Source organism: Pseudomonas sp. W2Jun17 (genome assembly GCF_023127795.1).
Taxonomy (GTDB): Bacteria; Pseudomonadota; Gammaproteobacteria; order Pseudomonadales; family Pseudomonadaceae; genus Aquipseudomonas; species Aquipseudomonas synxantha_A.
This window is the reverse complement of sequence record NZ_SPKO01000009.1, coordinates 49221-64268: the sequence shown is the minus strand read 5'-3', so window position 1 is coordinate 64268 and position 15048 is coordinate 49221. Positions and strand designations below refer to the sequence as shown.

Annotated in this window: 12 protein-coding genes and 1 pseudogene; 4 read left to right on the top strand and 9 right to left on the bottom strand. The window is 60.0% G+C overall.

The genetic code is table 11. From position 1 onward, the window contains the following. Window position 1 precedes the first annotated feature (1 nt). The gene (gene guaD / locus E4O98_RS07740; RefSeq protein WP_032879939.1) at window positions 2–1306 is read left to right on the top strand and encodes a guanine deaminase; all 1305 of its coding nucleotides are present in this window, start codon (window positions 2–4) and stop codon (window positions 1304–1306) included. A 154-nt stretch (window positions 1307–1460) separates the two neighbouring features. On the opposite strand, the gene E4O98_RS07735 is transcribed toward guaD, so the two are convergent. Then, on the bottom strand, window positions 1461–2225 hold the full coding sequence (locus E4O98_RS07735; RefSeq protein WP_005790335.1) for a GntR family transcriptional regulator: 765 nt from the start codon (window positions 2223–2225) through the stop codon (window positions 1461–1463). A gap of 244 nt (window positions 2226–2469) precedes the next feature. Here E4O98_RS07735 and E4O98_RS07730 point away from each other — a divergent pair, with 244 nt between their 5' ends. Beyond that, a complete protein-coding gene (locus tag E4O98_RS07730; RefSeq protein ID WP_248134610.1) occupies window positions 2470–3660 on the top strand; it encodes a benzoate/H(+) symporter BenE family transporter in 1191 nt (396 codons plus the stop codon). Window positions 3661–3697: 37 nt separating this feature from the next. Here E4O98_RS07730 and E4O98_RS07725 read toward each other — a convergent pair whose 3' ends face one another. After that, window positions 3698–4042, bottom strand: coding sequence for a YggL family protein (locus E4O98_RS07725; RefSeq protein WP_003193255.1), 345 nt, complete (start codon window positions 4040–4042; stop codon window positions 3698–3700). 236 nt (window positions 4043–4278) lie between these two features. Here E4O98_RS07725 and dacB point away from each other — a divergent pair, with 236 nt between their 5' ends. Next, the gene (gene dacB / locus E4O98_RS07720; RefSeq protein WP_005790339.1) at window positions 4279–5739 is read left to right on the top strand and encodes a D-alanyl-D-alanine carboxypeptidase/D-alanyl-D-alanine-endopeptidase; all 1461 of its coding nucleotides are present in this window, start codon (window positions 4279–4281) and stop codon (window positions 5737–5739) included. Window positions 5740–5820: 81 nt separating this feature from the next. Here the strand turns inward: dacB and E4O98_RS07715 are convergent, their stop codons facing one another. Continuing rightward, a complete protein-coding gene (locus E4O98_RS07715) occupies window positions 5821–8247 on the bottom strand; it encodes a diguanylate cyclase (protein WP_248134608.1) in 2427 nt (808 codons plus the stop codon). A 230-nt stretch (window positions 8248–8477) separates the two neighbouring features. Then, window positions 8478–10742, bottom strand: coding sequence for a bifunctional 23S rRNA (guanine(2069)-N(7))-methyltransferase RlmK/23S rRNA (guanine(2445)-N(2))-methyltransferase RlmL (gene rlmKL / locus E4O98_RS07710; RefSeq protein ID WP_005790343.1), 2265 nt, complete (start codon window positions 10740–10742; stop codon window positions 8478–8480). Window positions 10743–11274: 532 nt separating this feature from the next. On the opposite strand from rlmKL, the gene E4O98_RS07705 reads away from it, so the two are divergent. Continuing rightward, complete coding sequence (locus E4O98_RS07705) at window positions 11275–11490, top strand: ribosome modulation factor (protein ID WP_002553055.1); 216 nt, start codon at window positions 11275–11277, stop codon at window positions 11488–11490. A 127-nt stretch (window positions 11491–11617) separates the two neighbouring features. Here E4O98_RS07705 and E4O98_RS07700 read toward each other — a convergent pair whose 3' ends face one another. The 5 genes and pseudogenes from E4O98_RS07700 to E4O98_RS07680 all read right to left on the bottom strand — a co-directional run. Beyond that, the gene (locus E4O98_RS07700; RefSeq protein WP_005790346.1) at window positions 11618–12637 is read right to left on the bottom strand and encodes a quinone-dependent dihydroorotate dehydrogenase; all 1020 of its coding nucleotides are present in this window, start codon (window positions 12635–12637) and stop codon (window positions 11618–11620) included. An 80-nt stretch (window positions 12638–12717) separates the two neighbouring features. Next, window positions 12718–13179: a transglycosylase SLT domain-containing protein gene (locus E4O98_RS07695; RefSeq protein ID WP_279309750.1), complete on the bottom strand. Its 462-nt coding sequence runs from the start codon at window positions 13177–13179 to the stop codon at window positions 12718–12720. Continuing rightward, complete coding sequence (locus tag E4O98_RS07690) at window positions 13172–13555, bottom strand: winged helix-turn-helix domain-containing protein (protein ID WP_032879928.1); 384 nt, start codon at window positions 13553–13555, stop codon at window positions 13172–13174. The genes E4O98_RS07695 and E4O98_RS07690 overlap by 8 nt, the downstream gene beginning before the upstream one ends. Window positions 13556–13720: 165 nt before the next feature. Further along, window positions 13721–13936 carry a FliM/FliN family flagellar motor switch protein gene (locus tag E4O98_RS07685; protein WP_005790352.1) on the bottom strand — a complete coding sequence of 72 codons (216 nt, stop codon included), beginning with the start codon at window positions 13934–13936 and terminating at the stop codon, window positions 13721–13723. 153 nt (window positions 13937–14089) lie between these two features. Next, window positions 14090–14839 (bottom strand): annotated as a pseudogene (locus tag E4O98_RS07680) (secretin N-terminal domain-containing protein); the annotation flags it as partial. Window positions 14840–15048: the final 209 nt, after the last annotated feature.

Sequence of the window (15048 nt, the reverse complement as noted above, 5' to 3'; positions counted from 1 at the left end):
CATGCCTTTGACTCGCAAAGCCTACCGCGCCGCCATCCTGCACAGCATCGACGACCCTGCCATCGTTGGCATCGACGCCTCCTACGAGTATTTCGAAGACGGCCTGCTGGTGATCGATAACGGCCAGATCAGTGCGCTCGGCCACGCCAGCGACCTGCTGCCGACGCTGCCCGCCGACATCGACATCACGCACTACCAGGACGCATTGATCACCCCCGGCCTGATCGACACCCATATCCATCTGCCGCAAACCGGCATGGTCGGCGCCTACGGCGAGCAATTGCTGGATTGGCTCAACACCTACACCTTCCCCTGTGAAAGCCAGTTCGCCGACAAGGCCCACGCCGATAACGTCGCGGATATCTTCATCAAGGAGTTGCTGCGCAACGGCACCACCACCGCACTGGTCTTCGGCAGCGTACACCCGCAATCGGTGAACTCGTTTTTTGAAGCGGCCGAGAAACTCGACCTGCGCATGATCGCCGGCAAAGTGATGATGGACCGCAACGCGCCGGACTACCTGACCGACACACCTGAATCCGGCTATCAGGAAAGCAAGGCGTTGATCGAACGCTGGCACGGCAAAGGCCGCCTGCATTATGCCGTTACGCCACGCTTCGCCCCCACCAGCACGCCTGAGCAACTGGCGCTGGCCGGGCAATTGCTGGGCGAATACCCAGATCTGTACATGCAGACCCACATCAGTGAGAACAAGCAGGAAGTCGAGTGGGTAAACGAGCTGTTTCCCGAGCGCAACGGCTACCTGGACGTGTACGACCATTACAAACTGCTCGGCGAGCGCTCGGTGTTTGCCCACGGCGTGCACCTGTGTGACGACGAATGCGCACGGCTGGCGGAGACCGGCTCGGCGGTGGCGTTCTGCCCAACGTCGAACTTCTTCCTCGGCAGTGGGTTGTTCAACTTGCCCATGGCCGAGAAACACAAATTGAACGTAGGCCTGGGCACCGACGTGGGCGGCGGCACCAGCTTCTCGCTCCTGCAAACACTGAATGAAGCCTATAAGGTCATGCAGTTGCAGGGAGCGCGGTTGAGCCCGTTCAAGTCGCTCTATCTGGCGACCCTGGGCGGTGCGCGCGCGTTGCGTCTGGAAGACAGGATCGGCACATTGCAGCCGGGGACGGATGCGGACTTCCTGGTGCTGGACTACAACGCCACGCCACTGCTCAGCTATCGCTTGAAGCAGGCCAATAACATTGCCGAGACGTTGTTTGTGCTGATGACGCTGGGGGATGATCGGGCAGTGTTGCAAACCTATGCAGCCGGCCAGCTGGTGCACCAGCGCTGATCTCAGAGACACCACAAAACCAATGTGGGAGGGGCTTGTGTGGGAGCCGGGCTTGCCCGCGATGCAGGCACCGCGGTATGTCAGTTACACTGCGGTGATGCTATCGCAGGCAAGCCAGCTCCCACACAAGCCCGGCTCCCACATTTGATTGGGTTTACAACTTTACAGACGTGCGCCCAGGTTTTTTAGTCTGTAGAAGGTGCGAAAACACCGCATGCAAATCATCCGACGCGCTCTCTTCATCGAGGTTGAGCTTGCTGTCGATATGATCCATATGATGCATCATCAAGTTCACCGCCAGCACCGCATCGCGGGCTTCGATCGCGTCGATCAACTGGGTGTGCTCATCGTAGGAACAGTGCGAGCGGTTGCCGCTTTCGTACTGGGCGATGATCAATGAGGTCTGGGACACCAGGCTGCGCTGGAAGCTGATCAACGGCGCGTTCTTGGCCGCTTCGGCCAGTTTCAGGTGGAACTCGCCCGAAAGACGGATACCGGCACCGCGATCACCGCGGGAGAAACTGTCGCGCTCGTCATTGACCATCTGGCGCAACTCGGCCAATTGCTCAGCGGTAGCGTGCTGCACCGCCAACTCCGTGATCGCTCGCTCCACCAGACGCCGGGCCATGAACACCTGGCGCGCTTCTTCCACACTGGGGCTGGCAACCACTGCGCCGCGATTGGGCCGCAGCAGTACCACGCCTTCATGGGCCAGGCGCGACAGTGCGCGGCGAATGATGGTGCGGCTAACGCCAAAGATCTCGCCCAGTGCCTCTTCACTCAATTTGGTTCCGGGTGCCAGGCGTTGTTCGAGGATCGCCTCGAAGATATGCGCGTAGACGATATCGTCCTGGGTTCCGCTGCGACCGGTCTTGCCGGCTCGCGGTTGTTTCTTGAGAGGTTGCAACTGTTCGTTCATGGGCACTCGGGTAGGGAGAACGGCGGCGAATTAACGGTAATACGGCAAATTCAAGGTAATACGGCAACTACGGGTCGCTGGCAAGTATCACCTAAAAACAGCGCACATTGTACACAACCCAATGCGCCAACACACTGTACGGCTGTTTGCGGCCCCGGCTGTATTGCAATGACTCGTTACGTTTGAGTTTAGGCTTGAATCTGCGCCGTCACCGGCAAATCCCAGGTAAAAGGAACACCCTTCCATGACCGACGCCACCCAAGCGCCCTTGCGCCCGCTGGCCGACACCTCCCCCTCGGCCATCATCGCCGGTTTTATCGCCATGATGACCGGCTACACCAGCTCCCTGGTGCTGATGTTCCAGGCCGGCCAAGCTGCCGGTTTGACCACCGCACAGATTTCTTCGTGGATCTGGGCGATTTCCATCGGCATGGCGGTATGCAGCATCGGCCTGTCCCTGCGCTATCGCACACCCATCACCATCGCCTGGTCCACACCCGGCGCGGCGCTGTTGATCACCAGTTTAGGCGGCGTGAGTTATGGCGAAGCCATCGGCGCCTACATCACCTGCGCAGTGCTGGTGACCCTATGCGGGATGACCGGCAGCTTTGAAAAACTGGTCAAGCGCATCCCTGCATCGCTGGCGGCGGCGTTGCTGGCGGGGATCCTGTTCAAGATCGGCAGCGAAATCTTCGTCGCTGCGCAGCATCGCACCGGTCTGGTACTGGGGATGTTTTTCACCTACCTGATCATCAAGCGCCTGTCGCCGCGCTATGCCGTGCTTGCCGCGCTACTGATAGGCACCGCGCTGTCGGGGCTGATGGGGTTGCTGGACTTCAGCGGTTTTCATCTGGAAGTGGCGACGCCCGTATGGACCACGCCGCATTTCTCACTGGCGGCGACCATCAGCATCGGTATCCCGCTGTCTGTGGTGGCCATGACCTCGCAGAACATGCCCGGGGTCGCCGTGCTGCGGGCCGACGGCTACACCGTGCCGGCTTCGCCGCTGATCACCACCACCGGCCTGGCCTCGCTGGTGTTGGCACCGTTCGGCTCCCACGGCATCAACCTGGCGGCGATCAGCGCGGCGATCTGCACCGGGCCGCACGCCCATGAAGACCGCAACAAGCGCTACACCGCTGCGGTGTGGTGTGGGGTGTTCTACGGGATTGCCGGGGTATTCGGCGCAACCCTGGCGGCATTGTTCGCAGCCCTGCCCAAGGAACTGGTGCTGTCGATTGCAGCGCTGGCGTTGTTTGGCTCGATCATCAACGGCCTGAGCATTGCCATGAATGAGCCGAAGGAGCGCGAAGCGGCGCTGATCACCTTTATGGTCACCGCGTCAGGCTTGACGTTGTTTTCCATCGGGTCGGCGTTCTGGGGGATTGTGGCGGGGGTGTTGACGCTGTTGATTCTGAATTGGCGCAAGGCATAAAAAAACGGCGACCCTCAGGTCGCCGTTTTGTTTAGTATCACTTAGCCGCGTTGATCGGCTTTTCCGGATACCACACGTCCAGCAACGGGCTGACTTCAGCCTTGGTCAGCTCGGAACGGGTTTTCAGCCAGGCTTCGACAGCAGCGCGCTGCTCTTCGGACACCGAGCCACGCTTCTGCAGGCAAACCAGACCGTAGTCATCGCCGCCGACATAGCCCAGACCATTGGCTTCCATGGCTTCTTTGATGAATGCTTCGAGGAAAGCGTCGATAGCTTCTTCACTCAGGCCTTCGTTGAAGTCCAGGTTCAGTTCGAAACCCAGCTCTTGAAATTCATCAACGCACAGTTTTTTGCGCAGACGCTGGGAACGGTTAGTCGCCATTGGAACAATCCTCATAAGTAATAACGGGCGGCACTTTAGCAGTTTAAGGCGGCAATTGCCCGACTCTCTGGGACGGGCGGCGCATCGGCCGTTAAAAAAACCTGATTAGCGGCTATCGTTCAGCTACAAGTGAAGCCACCTTGGGGCATAATGCCGACACTTTCGTGACCATTGAGGGATTTTCTTATATACCCCTCGCCTTTTTCACCCTTCTCAGCAGTAGGGTTTTATTTCTTATGATCAAATCGTTGCGTTCTGTATTACTTGCCAGTGTCCTTTTGCCTTTGGCCCTTTCGGCCACTGCCGCCCCCATCAATACTGCCCTGCCCCCCAGCGTCGCGCAGGCCTTGCAGAAAGCCAAACTGCCCAATACCGCGTTGTCTCTGGTGATGCTGCCTCTGAACGGCCCCGGTACGCCAACCGTATTCAATGCCGACGTATCGGTGAACCCGGCCTCTACCATGAAGCTGGTGACCACTTACGCGGCCCTGGAGATGCTCGGCCCCAACCACCAGTGGAAGACCGAGTTCTACACCGACGGCACCCTCAGCGGTGGCGTGTTGCGCGGCAACCTGTACCTCAAGGGCGGCGGCGATCCCAAGCTGAACATGGAAAAGCTCTGGCTGCTGATGCGCGACCTGCGTGCCAATGGCGTGCAGCAGGTCACCGGCGACCTGGTACTGGATCGCAACTTCTTCAACCAGCCGCTGTTGCCTGATTTCAATGACGACGGCAACGACGAGAACAAGCCGTTCCTGGTCAAGCCCGATGCCTTGCTGGTCAACCTCAAGGCCCTGCGCTTCGTGACCCGTAATGATTCGGGACGCGTGATCGTGTCGGTCGAACCGCCGATTGCCAGCATTCGCATCGACAACCAGGTGAAAGTCACCAACGCCAAGCAGTGCACCGGTGACGTGCGTTACAACCCGGTGACCGCCGCCGACGGCAGTGTGACCGTGACTGTCAGCGGCCAACTGGCCGATGGCTGCAGCTCGCAGACTTACCTGTCACTGCTCGACCACGCCACCTACACCGCCGGCGCCGTGCGTGCGATCTGGAAGGAGCTGGGCGGCACCATCCAGGGCCGCGATATCCAGGCGCCAGTACCCAAGGATGCCAAGGTGCTGGCCCGCGCATTCTCGCCGGACCTGGCGGAAATCATTCGCGACATCAACAAATACAGCAACAACACCATGGCCCAGCAACTGTTCCTGAGCCTGGGCGCGCAATTTCGCAACGATGCCGATGGCGACGATGCCAAGGCCGCGCAACGCGTCGTGCGCCAATGGCTGGCCAAAAAAGGCATCACCGCACCGCACCTGGTAATGGAGAACGGCTCCGGCCTGTCCCGCGCCGAACGGGTCAGCGCTCGCGAAATGGCGGCCATGCTGCAAGCCGCCTGGAAAAGCCCCTACGCGGCGGAGTACATCAGTTCGATGCCAATCGCCGGCACTGACGGCACCATGCGTAAACGCCTGAAGACCACAGCGATGCGCGGCGAAGCTCATGTGAAGACCGGTACCCTGAACACCGTGCGCGCCATCGCCGGGTTCAGCCGTGACAACAATGGCAACACTTGGGCGGTGGTGGCGATTCTCAACGACTCCAAGCCTTGGGGCGCGTCATCGGTGTTGGACCAGGTGCTCCTGGACCTGTATCGCCAGCCGAAGGCCGTTGCAGCCGCGCCGGTTCTGTAAAGCATCACACTACCCTGCAGGAGCGAGCTTGCTCGCGAAAAACGTCAACGATCACGCGTGTTTCCTGAGTACACGCGGCGTCTATGGTTTTTTCGCGAGCAAGCTCGCTCCTACAGTCAGTAGGGCTTGCTCGCTCCCACACGCCTCGACCCGGTCCCTGCCCGCCTGCTTGGCCACATACACTGCCGAATCAGCGCGCAGCAGCAACCCATCGATATCTTCATCGGTCCGCCAACTGGCTACGCCAAAGCTGGCAGTGACGATGCCCACCGGTTCCATCGGCGTATCGCGCAACGACTGCCACAACTGAGTTGCCAGGCTATAGGCCTGGGCACCATTGGTACTTGGGCACAGCACCACGAATTCTTCCCCACCCAGGCGGCAAAACACGTCGGTACGGCGCAAGCGCTGGCCTATGCGCTTGCACAACTCCTGCAACACCCAGTCGCCCACGGCGTGACCATGCTGGTCGTTGATGCGCTTGAAGTGATCGATATCGAGCATGATCAACGACAGTGCACCCGAGGTGCGGTTGATCCGCAGCATCTCGCCCTTGAGCCGATCCTGAAAATAACGCCGGTTATAGATGCCCGTCAGAGAGTCAGTGATGGAAAGCGCGCGCAGTTCTTCCTCGACCCGTTTGAGATCGGAAATATCCGACACATAACCGTGCCAAAGCGTACCGCCTCCAGGTAACTCTTCAGGTGTCGCTTCGCCGCGAATCCAGCGCAAGCCTCGCTGAGGCAACTGCACGCGATATTCTTCGCGCCAATGGCTCAGTTGCAACGCCGACAAACGTATCGAGGCACGCACTCGCTCAATGTCCAAGGGGTGAATGCGTTCCAGCACCTTGCCTGCATCCTGCTGTAATGCGCCAAGTTCGATTTCATAGATATCGCGCATACCTTCGCTGGCGTAAATGAAACGCCCATTGCCCTGCAGGTCCTGGGTGAACTGGAAAATCCCGCCAGGCACATGAGCACTGAGTTTTTTCAGCAGACGGTCCCGGGCGGCCAGGGCTTCATAGGCGCGCTTTTGCTCGGTGATATCCAGGTAAATTGCCAAGTGCCCGACCCACAGGCCAAAGTCGTCCAGGAGCACGGTGGCCAGCATGTTGACCGTCAGTTGGGTACCGTCCTTGCGCACCAGCGTCCACTCGCGAGCTTCATGCAGGCTGTCAGGGCTCTCCACCAGCATTGCCTGGCTCGGCGCAATACGCTTGCCTAGCGCCAGGCTCAACGGCGCAGCCCGCGCTTCGAGTTCCACGGCCAGGTGCAGGCTTTCCAGGGTCAGGCGACCCAGCACCTCTTCGGCCTTGAAACCCAACATCTGTTCGGCGCCAGCATTGAAGGTGTTGATCACACCGCGCAAATCGGTGGCGATGATCGCGACCTGAGTCGCCGCATTCAGCACACTGCGTAATTGCCCGTGAGCCCCACGCAACTCTTGCTCACGCAAGCGCAACTGCACGGTGCGCTGTTCCACCAGTTTCAGCGCACGCTGGCGCTGGCTGACCAGCACGTAGAGCAAGGCACTGAGCAAGGCGCTGAGCAGCATACCCATGCCCAGAATGGTGTTCATCGAGGAATGATTGGCCTTGTCGAACACCTCGCTGGCACGCAGGCTCAGGGCATAGACGTGATCGCCAAGGGTGAGGCGGCGTGTCGCCCTCAGGTCGCTGTTGCCCACCGTATTGCTGGATGCATACAACACCCGTTGCTGCGTATCGGAAGTGTCGACGATCTGCATGACCAGATTGTCGCGATTCGGTTTGGGCAACCCATCGGCCACCAGTTGGCGCATGCTGAGCACCGCCATGACAAAGCCGTAGGGCTCGCTGCCAACGGCTTTGCTCACTGGCGCCACCAGCAGCACGCCGGCCGCGTAGGCAGGCTCCACGCCCACCAATTGCATGGGCTGTGACACTGCCGGCCTGGCGTTTTTTTGCGCACGCTCCAGGGCTGAACGGCGCAAGGGCTGGGCCAGCAGGTCAAAACCCAAGGGCGAACCCAACAAGCTCTGCGTCTGGCTGTACAACACCGGTACGTATTCATCGCGCTCGGGCGCGGGCGCCAACTCACCCAAGCCATTGAGTTCACGGATGCTGAAAGGGATGCCACGCTGACGGGAAATCTCTCGCTCGAACGCCCTGCGCTGCTCACGAAATATGCGCGGTGCCCAGGCGTAGGCACGCGCATTGAGCAACAGAGGCTGGGCGAAGCCGTCGAACTCGGCACGGGAGACATCGCCAGAGTTGATGAAGAAACGCTGCAGGCTACCCAGGCGCAACTCCTGATCCTCAAAACGCTCCTGGATGCGGGTGTAGCGCTCATTGACCAGCAACTGGAAACGCTGGCGCACCTGTTGCTGATACAGGTCGGCAGTCGCCCACGCGACAACCATCGTCAACGCGCTGCCAGCCAACAACACCACCAATGCCACCAGCCAAGCCGACGCCTGTTCACTGATAAAACCAAGGATTTTCGGGCGGACAGCTTGCATCGGCATAGGCAACACTCACAACGCCAGTGTGCGGGGGTGTCACGTTGGCTGGGGTTTAAGTTATAGCCATTGGTCGGGTGTTTGACCAGCCTAAAAACTGCAGGGGCTTAATGTGGGAGGGGGCTTGCTCCCGATAGCGGTGGATCAGCCATTCCATTGGTGACTGATACTCTGCTATCGGGAGCAAGCCCCCTCCCACACTGGATACTCAGCGCATTCAGAACTGCTGATATTAATCAGCGAGCAGTGATTTTCCAGGCCCGGTGGATCTTCGCATTGCGCGCAAAATCCGGGTCGATGGTCTTGTCGCTGATCTCCTCGACCGCATAGCGTTCGCTGAGGTTGTCTTCCAACTGGAACTTGCGGAAGTTGTTGGAGAAGTACAGCACGCCACCCGGCGCCAGACGCGCCATGGCCAGGTCGAGCAACTGCACGTGGTCACGCTGCACGTCGAAGATACCTTCCATGCGCTTGGAGTTGGAGAAGGTCGGCGGATCGATGAAAATCATATCGAACTCATCGCGACTGGCCTCCAGCCACGCCATGACATCACCCTGCTCCAGGCGGTTCTTGTCGGAGAAACCATTGAGGGAGAAGTTGCGACGCGCCCAGTCCAGATAGGTTTTGGACAGGTCGACGCTGGTGGTGCTGCGCGCTCCACCCTTGGCAGCATGGACGCTGGCGGTGGCGGTGTAGCAATACAGGTTGAGGAAGCGCTTGCCGGCCGCTTCTTTCTGGATGCGCATACGCATCGGGCGGTGGTCGAGGAACAGGCCGGTATCCAGGTAGTCGGTGAGGTTGACCAGCAGCTTCACGCCACCTTCGCTGACCTCGGTGAACTTGCCCTGGGCGCTCTGGCGTTCGTATTGCTTGGTGCCGCTCTGACGCTCGCGACGCTTGACCACCACGCGGCTCTTGTCGACGTTCAGGGCCTGGGGAATCGCTGCCAGGGCGTCGAACATGCGCGCCGAAGCTTTTTCCGGGTCGATGGATTTTGGTGCCGCGTATTCCTGTACGTGAACCCAATCGTGGTACAGGTCGATGGCCATGGAGTACTCGGGCATGTCGGCGTCATACACACGGTAGCAATCCACGCCTTCACGCTTGGCCCATTTGCCCAGCAGCTTGAGGTTCTTTTGCAGGCGGTTGGCAAACATCTGCCCGCCTTCGCTCAAGCGCGCCTGTTCGACCACCGGGGCCGGGGCTGGCTTGATCGGGTTGCCGTTCTTGTTGTACTGGCGCTCAACGGGCTCGGTCGGCGCCTGGTCGTAAGCCGCTTGCTCACGCTCAGCCTGGCGCTGCTCCGGCGTGCGACGTTCGCCGGTGACGAACTGATCCGGGTTGACCTTGATCAGCAGCAATTTGCACGGCAACGCGCCGTTCCAGAACGAATACTGTTTGTGGCTGCGGATGCCCATGCGCTTGCCCAGGTCCGGCGCGCCGGTGAACACCGCAGCTTCCCAGCCCATGCAGGCCTGGCGCAGGCGCTCGCCGAGGTTCTGGTAGAGGTACAACAGGCTGGCTTCGTCACCCAGGCGCTCACCGTAGGGTGGGTTGCAGATCACCAGGCCTTTCTGGTTCTGGTCCGGGCGCGGCTCGAACGTGCCCACTTCGCCCTGGTACACCTTGATCCAGTGGCTCAGGCCGGCGCGTTCGATGTTATTGCGGGCGGGTTGAATCAGGCGCGGGTCGGCTTCGTAACCGCGGACCCACAGCGGTGGCTTGTTCATACCAATGGCCGCACGCTCGCTGGCCTCGGTGTGCAGCTTTTTCCACAGCGCCGGGACGTGACCCAGCCACGTGGTGAAACCCCACAGCTCGCGATTGAGGTTGGGGGCCATGTCGGCGGCGATCATCGCGCCTTCAACCAGGAAGGTGCCGACGCCGCACATCGGGTCGGTCAGCGCACCGCCTTCGGCTGCAATGCGTGGCCAGCCGGCGCGAATCAGGATCGCCGCTGCCAGGTTTTCCTTCAGCGGTGCCGCGCCCTGCTGCAGGCGGTAGCCACGCTGGTGCAGGCTGTGGCCGGAAAGATCCAGGGACAGGATCGCTTCGCCACGGTCCAGGCGCAGGTGAATGCGCAGGTCCGGGTTGATCTTGTCGATGGATGGACGCTCGCCGGTTGGGGTGCGCAGCTTGTCGACGATCGCATCCTTGACCTTCAGCGCGCCGAAGTGAGTGTTGTCGATGCCCGAGCCGTGACCGCTGAACTCGACCGCCAGGGTACCGTCGGGAACCATGTGGTCGGCCCATTCGATATCCAGCACGCCGTGGTAGAGGTCTTCGGCGTCCTTCATCGGGAAGCGCTTGAGCACCAGCAGCACACGGTTGGCCAAGCGTGACCACAGGCACAGGCGGTAGGCGGTTTCCATGTCGGCCATGCCGCGAACGGCCGAGGTGTGCTCGCGGGCGTCCTCAAGGCCAAGCCCGACGGCTTCCTCGATCAGCAGGCCTTCGAGGCCCTTGGGGCAAGTGAGGAAGAGTTCAAAACGGTCCGACATGGGGCATTCCAGGCTTTTCAGCAATAAATGAACGGGCGACGCATCGCCGGCTCGGTTTTCAATCAAGCACTTTTCTTGAAGAGTGCTCGCGTGGCACGAATGTGCCGTCCCACCCCGCTTTCCGGGCCGTTGAGCCTTGTTTGACGGGGCAGAGAAACAATGTGAAGCAACAAAAGGAAATATTCAGACCCTTCGTCGAATAATAACCGACTGCAACAGGCGGGCATTCTCACTAAAGGATTAACCCGCTTCGCTGTGCAGGGCACATCATAGCTGGCTTTGCTGCATAAAAGGGGCGAAAAACCATCCCAGCTTATGGCTATAGCATCGTTATCGTTACGTGCTTATGACAAAACGATCATTGAATACATGTGACCTATTGGTTAGAACTCAACACAGGTTGGCGCCGTAACGACGCCGACACATCGGCTCGCCACGCCGGCAGCGAGCCCACCAACGGCAGAAAAACTCTGCCCGGCCTTGGACAAGGCCGAAGGATATCTAGACAGTCAACAAGTGAGGGAAACACCCTATGAGAAGACTTAAGCGTGATCCGTTGGAAAGAGCATTTTTACGCGGATATCAATATGGCGTTCATGGAAAATCCCGTGAGCTTTGCCCATTTACTCTACCGTCGGTACGCCAAGCCTGGATCAACGGCTGGCGAGAAGGACGCGGCGACAACTGGGACGGTATGACTGGCACTGCGGGCATCCACAGACTCAACGAACTTCACGCCGTCGGCTAATCAGGGGCATTTTATTCCGACACACATCTTTGAATGAGTAACGACTTAACCACGCGCGCCCCATCCGGGCGGCGGGCTTCGGCCCAGGGGCTCCTTTATGGAGCCCTTTTTATTGCCTGGCAGATTGTCAGCGCAGGGCAGCGATGGCATCCACCGACTCGCGAATCAACGCCGGCCCCTTATAGATAAAGCCGGAGTACAACTGCACCAGGCTGGCGCCAGCCGCGATCTTCTCGGCCGCGTGCTTGCCTTCGGTAATACCGCCCACCGCGATGATCGGCAAACGCCCGGCCAACTCGGCCGCCAGCACCTTGACGATATGGGTGCTCTTGTCCCGTACCGGCGCGCCGGACAGGCCGCCCGCCTCGTCGCCATGGGCCAGCCCCTCGACGCCCACGCGGCTGAGGGTGGTGTTGGTCGCAATCACTGCGTCCATGCCCGCATCCACCAGGGCCTGGGCCACCAGTACGGTTTCTTCATCGCTCATGTCCGGGGCGATCTTGATTGCCAGGGGTACGCGCTTGCCATGACGCACGGCCAAGTCTTCCTGACGCTGGCGCAAGGCTTCGAGCAGTTGTTTGAGGGAGTCACCGAATTGCAGGCTACGCAGGCCCGGGGTATTGGGCGAGCTGACGTTGACGGTGACGTAGCTGGCGTGGGCGTAAACCTTGTCCAGGCAGATCAGGTAATCGTCCACTGCACGCTCCACCGGCGTGTCAAAGTTCTTGCCGATATTGATCCCGAGGATGCCTGTGTATTTTGCCGCTTGAACCCGCGATAACAGGTGATCGACGCCGAGGTTGTTGAAACCCATGCGATTGATGATCGCCTCTGCGTCCGGCAGGCGGAAAATGCGTGGCTTGGGATTTCCCGGCTGTGGCCGTGGCGTCACGGTGCCGATTTCAACGAAGCCGAACCCCAACTGTGCAAACCCGTCGATGGCCGCGCCGTTTTTGTCCAGGCCGGCTGCCAGGCCGACCGGATTGGGAAAATCCAGGCCCATCACCGACACCGGCACTTTCGCCGCAGCCTTGCATACCAGGCCATTGAGCCCCAGGCGGCCACCGGCACCGATCAAGTCCAGGGACAGATCGTGGGAGGTTTCCGGGGAGAGTTTGAACAACAGCTGGCGGGCCAAGGTATACATGGGCGGGCTAGACTCGGATGGCGGCAAAAGGTGACGCGATTATAGCCGGGGTGGCGGGCCTCATGCGAGGCGTGCTGCGCTCATCGGCGCTGAGCAATCAACGCCTGATAACGCACCCAGATCCTTTCGGCGTAGCGCTGGCGCAACGCCTCACGCTGCGAGCCAGGGCCCGGTCCAACATTGTAGGAACCCACCGCCATCCAGTTGTAGCCGAAACGCTGAATAAACTCGGCCAGAATCGAGGCACCGACTTGCACCGACAAACAAGGTTCGCTCAACAACCGCTCCTCGGTAATGCCCTGTTTGAGCAAACGCGGCAGGTGGATGCTGTTGATCTGCATCAAGCCGATATCACGCGTGCCATTGCGGTTGGCGTAGTTGATCGCCTGCGCACGCGAACCCGATTCGACATCAGCGATAGCCTGCAACAGTTCCGGTTCGAGATCGTACCGGCTGGCCGCCTCGTCCCAGCAATAGGCCAGTACCTGGTGACTGCCCATCAGCCCACTGAGCAGCAGTACCACGCTCCAAACCTTAAGCATTGCTGGCCTGGCCACACACAGAGCACACATGCACGACACCCCGTGGTGGTTCCCCCACCCGCACCGGGCACGTAAAGCGATACCCCTTGCCATAAATCGTCTTGATAAACCCTTTGTCGGCCCTCAAATGTTTGCGCAGGGAATAGATACAGCGCGTCAGTGACTCATCGGCCACCTCTCCCCGGGGCCAGGCCAGCTCCAGCAGGCGATCCTTGGTCATCAGCGTGCCACCGGAGGCCAGCAACAATCGCAGCACATGCCACTCCTTGGGCGGCAACTGAATATCCGCATCGCCGCCCGTCAACCGGCCATCGCCATGCAAGGTCCAGCGAGCGAAGACCAGGGAGGTCGTCGATTCATCAATCACGACGGCCATACGCACCTCTGCTTTTTACTACTGACATTCACATCCTTAGTTTCCGTACCGGCTCACCTGCCAATGTCACGACTATAAAAAACCGGCCTACGGCTCGCGCTAGGACAAAGCCCATTCGGGCGCCCTTTTTTGGAAACTTTCGGTCAGACAATTCTCCTGACGCACTTATTGGGGTAGCCATTCCTGATACGTCTCCTGCAACTCAACCCCCAGCCGATCCTCCAGTTGCACCAGCTCACCCAACGCCATCAGTTGCCCATTGACCCGTACCTCCACACATCGAGTCGCCCCTGGATCCAGAGGCAGCACCTTCCCCGGTGCGAACGCAGCCAAACGCTTGCGGCTGATCAATTGCTCCTGCAGCAGTATTTCCAGGTGCATGGACAAACGCCTTTTTCATGGGGAAAACTCACGATCGGTGCGCAGGAACGCACGCTGCACACGCTCATGTTGTGCTGTGCTCAATTGCGCAGGCGCGGGAGGTGGCGGTAATGGGTCAGGGCCTGACGAAACGTCATCCTGGACCGTGGCGCTATCCAGCTCCGCCACCAGTTTTTCGATAAGACTCACCTGGGCAGGCTGGCCCTTGATCAACAAACTGTTGGTATCCGAATAGGCCACCAACACCAGGCTACCGTCTGCCAATTGGCCTTTCTGCTCAGGGGATAGCCGGGCTTCGATCATGGCAGCCATACCCGGTACGCGGACCTTATTGGCACCCTCTCCTTGCTGGCGGTCCTGAACAGCTGCATTGATCACCTGGACAACGCCGAATGCCGTTGCGCCTTCGGGCTGCTTGCGGCGTGGCTGGTCCATCAGGCTGGCCAGCCGCAAGACATGATCGACATAGCTCGGTGGCCCGTAAACGTAGAACGTACGTGCCCCGCTCTCACGCAATGGGTAGCGCGGCTCATCCAGCCCCGCACGCCGCATGATGCCGCGCAGCCGATTGACTGAGATATGCCGCAGCACCACCGCAGAACTACGCACCTCATCGGCGGTGTAGAGATGCACCACTTGCCCGCTGCGGTGCCAGATCAGGTCTTGCTGCCCAGCGAGGGTTTCCAGGACCCGTTGCGGCGCTGCAAAGTCGAAGGTTCCGCTGATGCGCCTGCGCGCCACCGCACGGCTGGTGACCACAGGCAGGCCCAATGGCCCCGACAGCGCGGTAAAGAAAGTATGCAAACTTTCATCCTGTGCCTGGTACGCCTGGCCCCAGGCTGCGCGGCTACCCAGCAACAGGGCGGCACACAGTAACCCGCAGTGCAGCCAGCGGCAGTTCATGGGGTTCGGGGAATCAGTGTGCACCGTGGGTATTCCTGGGCGATCTGGCCTGAAGAAGCGGCCATACTGCGAGGCGCAAGAGGTTCAATCATGATGGAAAGTTGACGGCAGACTGCACCACGCCCCCGTGGCATGTGCCTTGCTTCGCACTTTGTATCAGGCCCGCACCAAAGGCGGCGCGGGCCTACGGACAAAGGCGTCGTTACCCG

What these genes read in the sequence shown, in the direction of transcription:
- guaD (WP_032879939.1), top strand. Translation starts at nt 2, where the DNA reads ATGCCTTTGACTCGCAAAGCCTACCGCGCCGCCATCCTGCACAGCATC.
- E4O98_RS07735 (WP_005790335.1), bottom strand. Translation starts at nt 2,225, where the DNA reads ATGAACGAACAGTTGCAACCTCTCAAGAAACAACCGCGAGCCGGCAAG.
- E4O98_RS07730 (WP_248134610.1), top strand. Translation starts at nt 2,470, where the DNA reads ATGACCGACGCCACCCAAGCGCCCTTGCGCCCGCTGGCCGACACCTCC.
- E4O98_RS07725 (WP_003193255.1), bottom strand. Translation starts at nt 4,042, where the DNA reads ATGGCGACTAACCGTTCCCAGCGTCTGCGCAAAAAACTGTGCGTTGAT.
- dacB (WP_005790339.1), top strand. Translation starts at nt 4,279, where the DNA reads ATGATCAAATCGTTGCGTTCTGTATTACTTGCCAGTGTCCTTTTGCCT.
- E4O98_RS07715 (WP_248134608.1), bottom strand. Translation starts at nt 8,247, where the DNA reads ATGCCGATGCAAGCTGTCCGCCCGAAAATCCTTGGTTTTATCAGTGAA.
- rlmKL (WP_005790343.1), bottom strand. Translation starts at nt 10,742, where the DNA reads ATGTCGGACCGTTTTGAACTCTTCCTCACTTGCCCCAAGGGCCTCGAA.
- E4O98_RS07705 (WP_002553055.1), top strand. Translation starts at nt 11,275, where the DNA reads ATGAGAAGACTTAAGCGTGATCCGTTGGAAAGAGCATTTTTACGCGGA.
- E4O98_RS07700 (WP_005790346.1), bottom strand. Translation starts at nt 12,637, where the DNA reads ATGTATACCTTGGCCCGCCAGCTGTTGTTCAAACTCTCCCCGGAAACC.
- E4O98_RS07695 (WP_279309750.1), bottom strand. Translation starts at nt 13,179, where the DNA reads ATGCTTAAGGTTTGGAGCGTGGTACTGCTGCTCAGTGGGCTGATGGGC.
- E4O98_RS07690 (WP_032879928.1), bottom strand. Translation starts at nt 13,555, where the DNA reads ATGGCCGTCGTGATTGATGAATCGACGACCTCCCTGGTCTTCGCTCGC.
- E4O98_RS07685 (WP_005790352.1), bottom strand. Translation starts at nt 13,936, where the DNA reads ATGCACCTGGAAATACTGCTGCAGGAGCAATTGATCAGCCGCAAGCGT.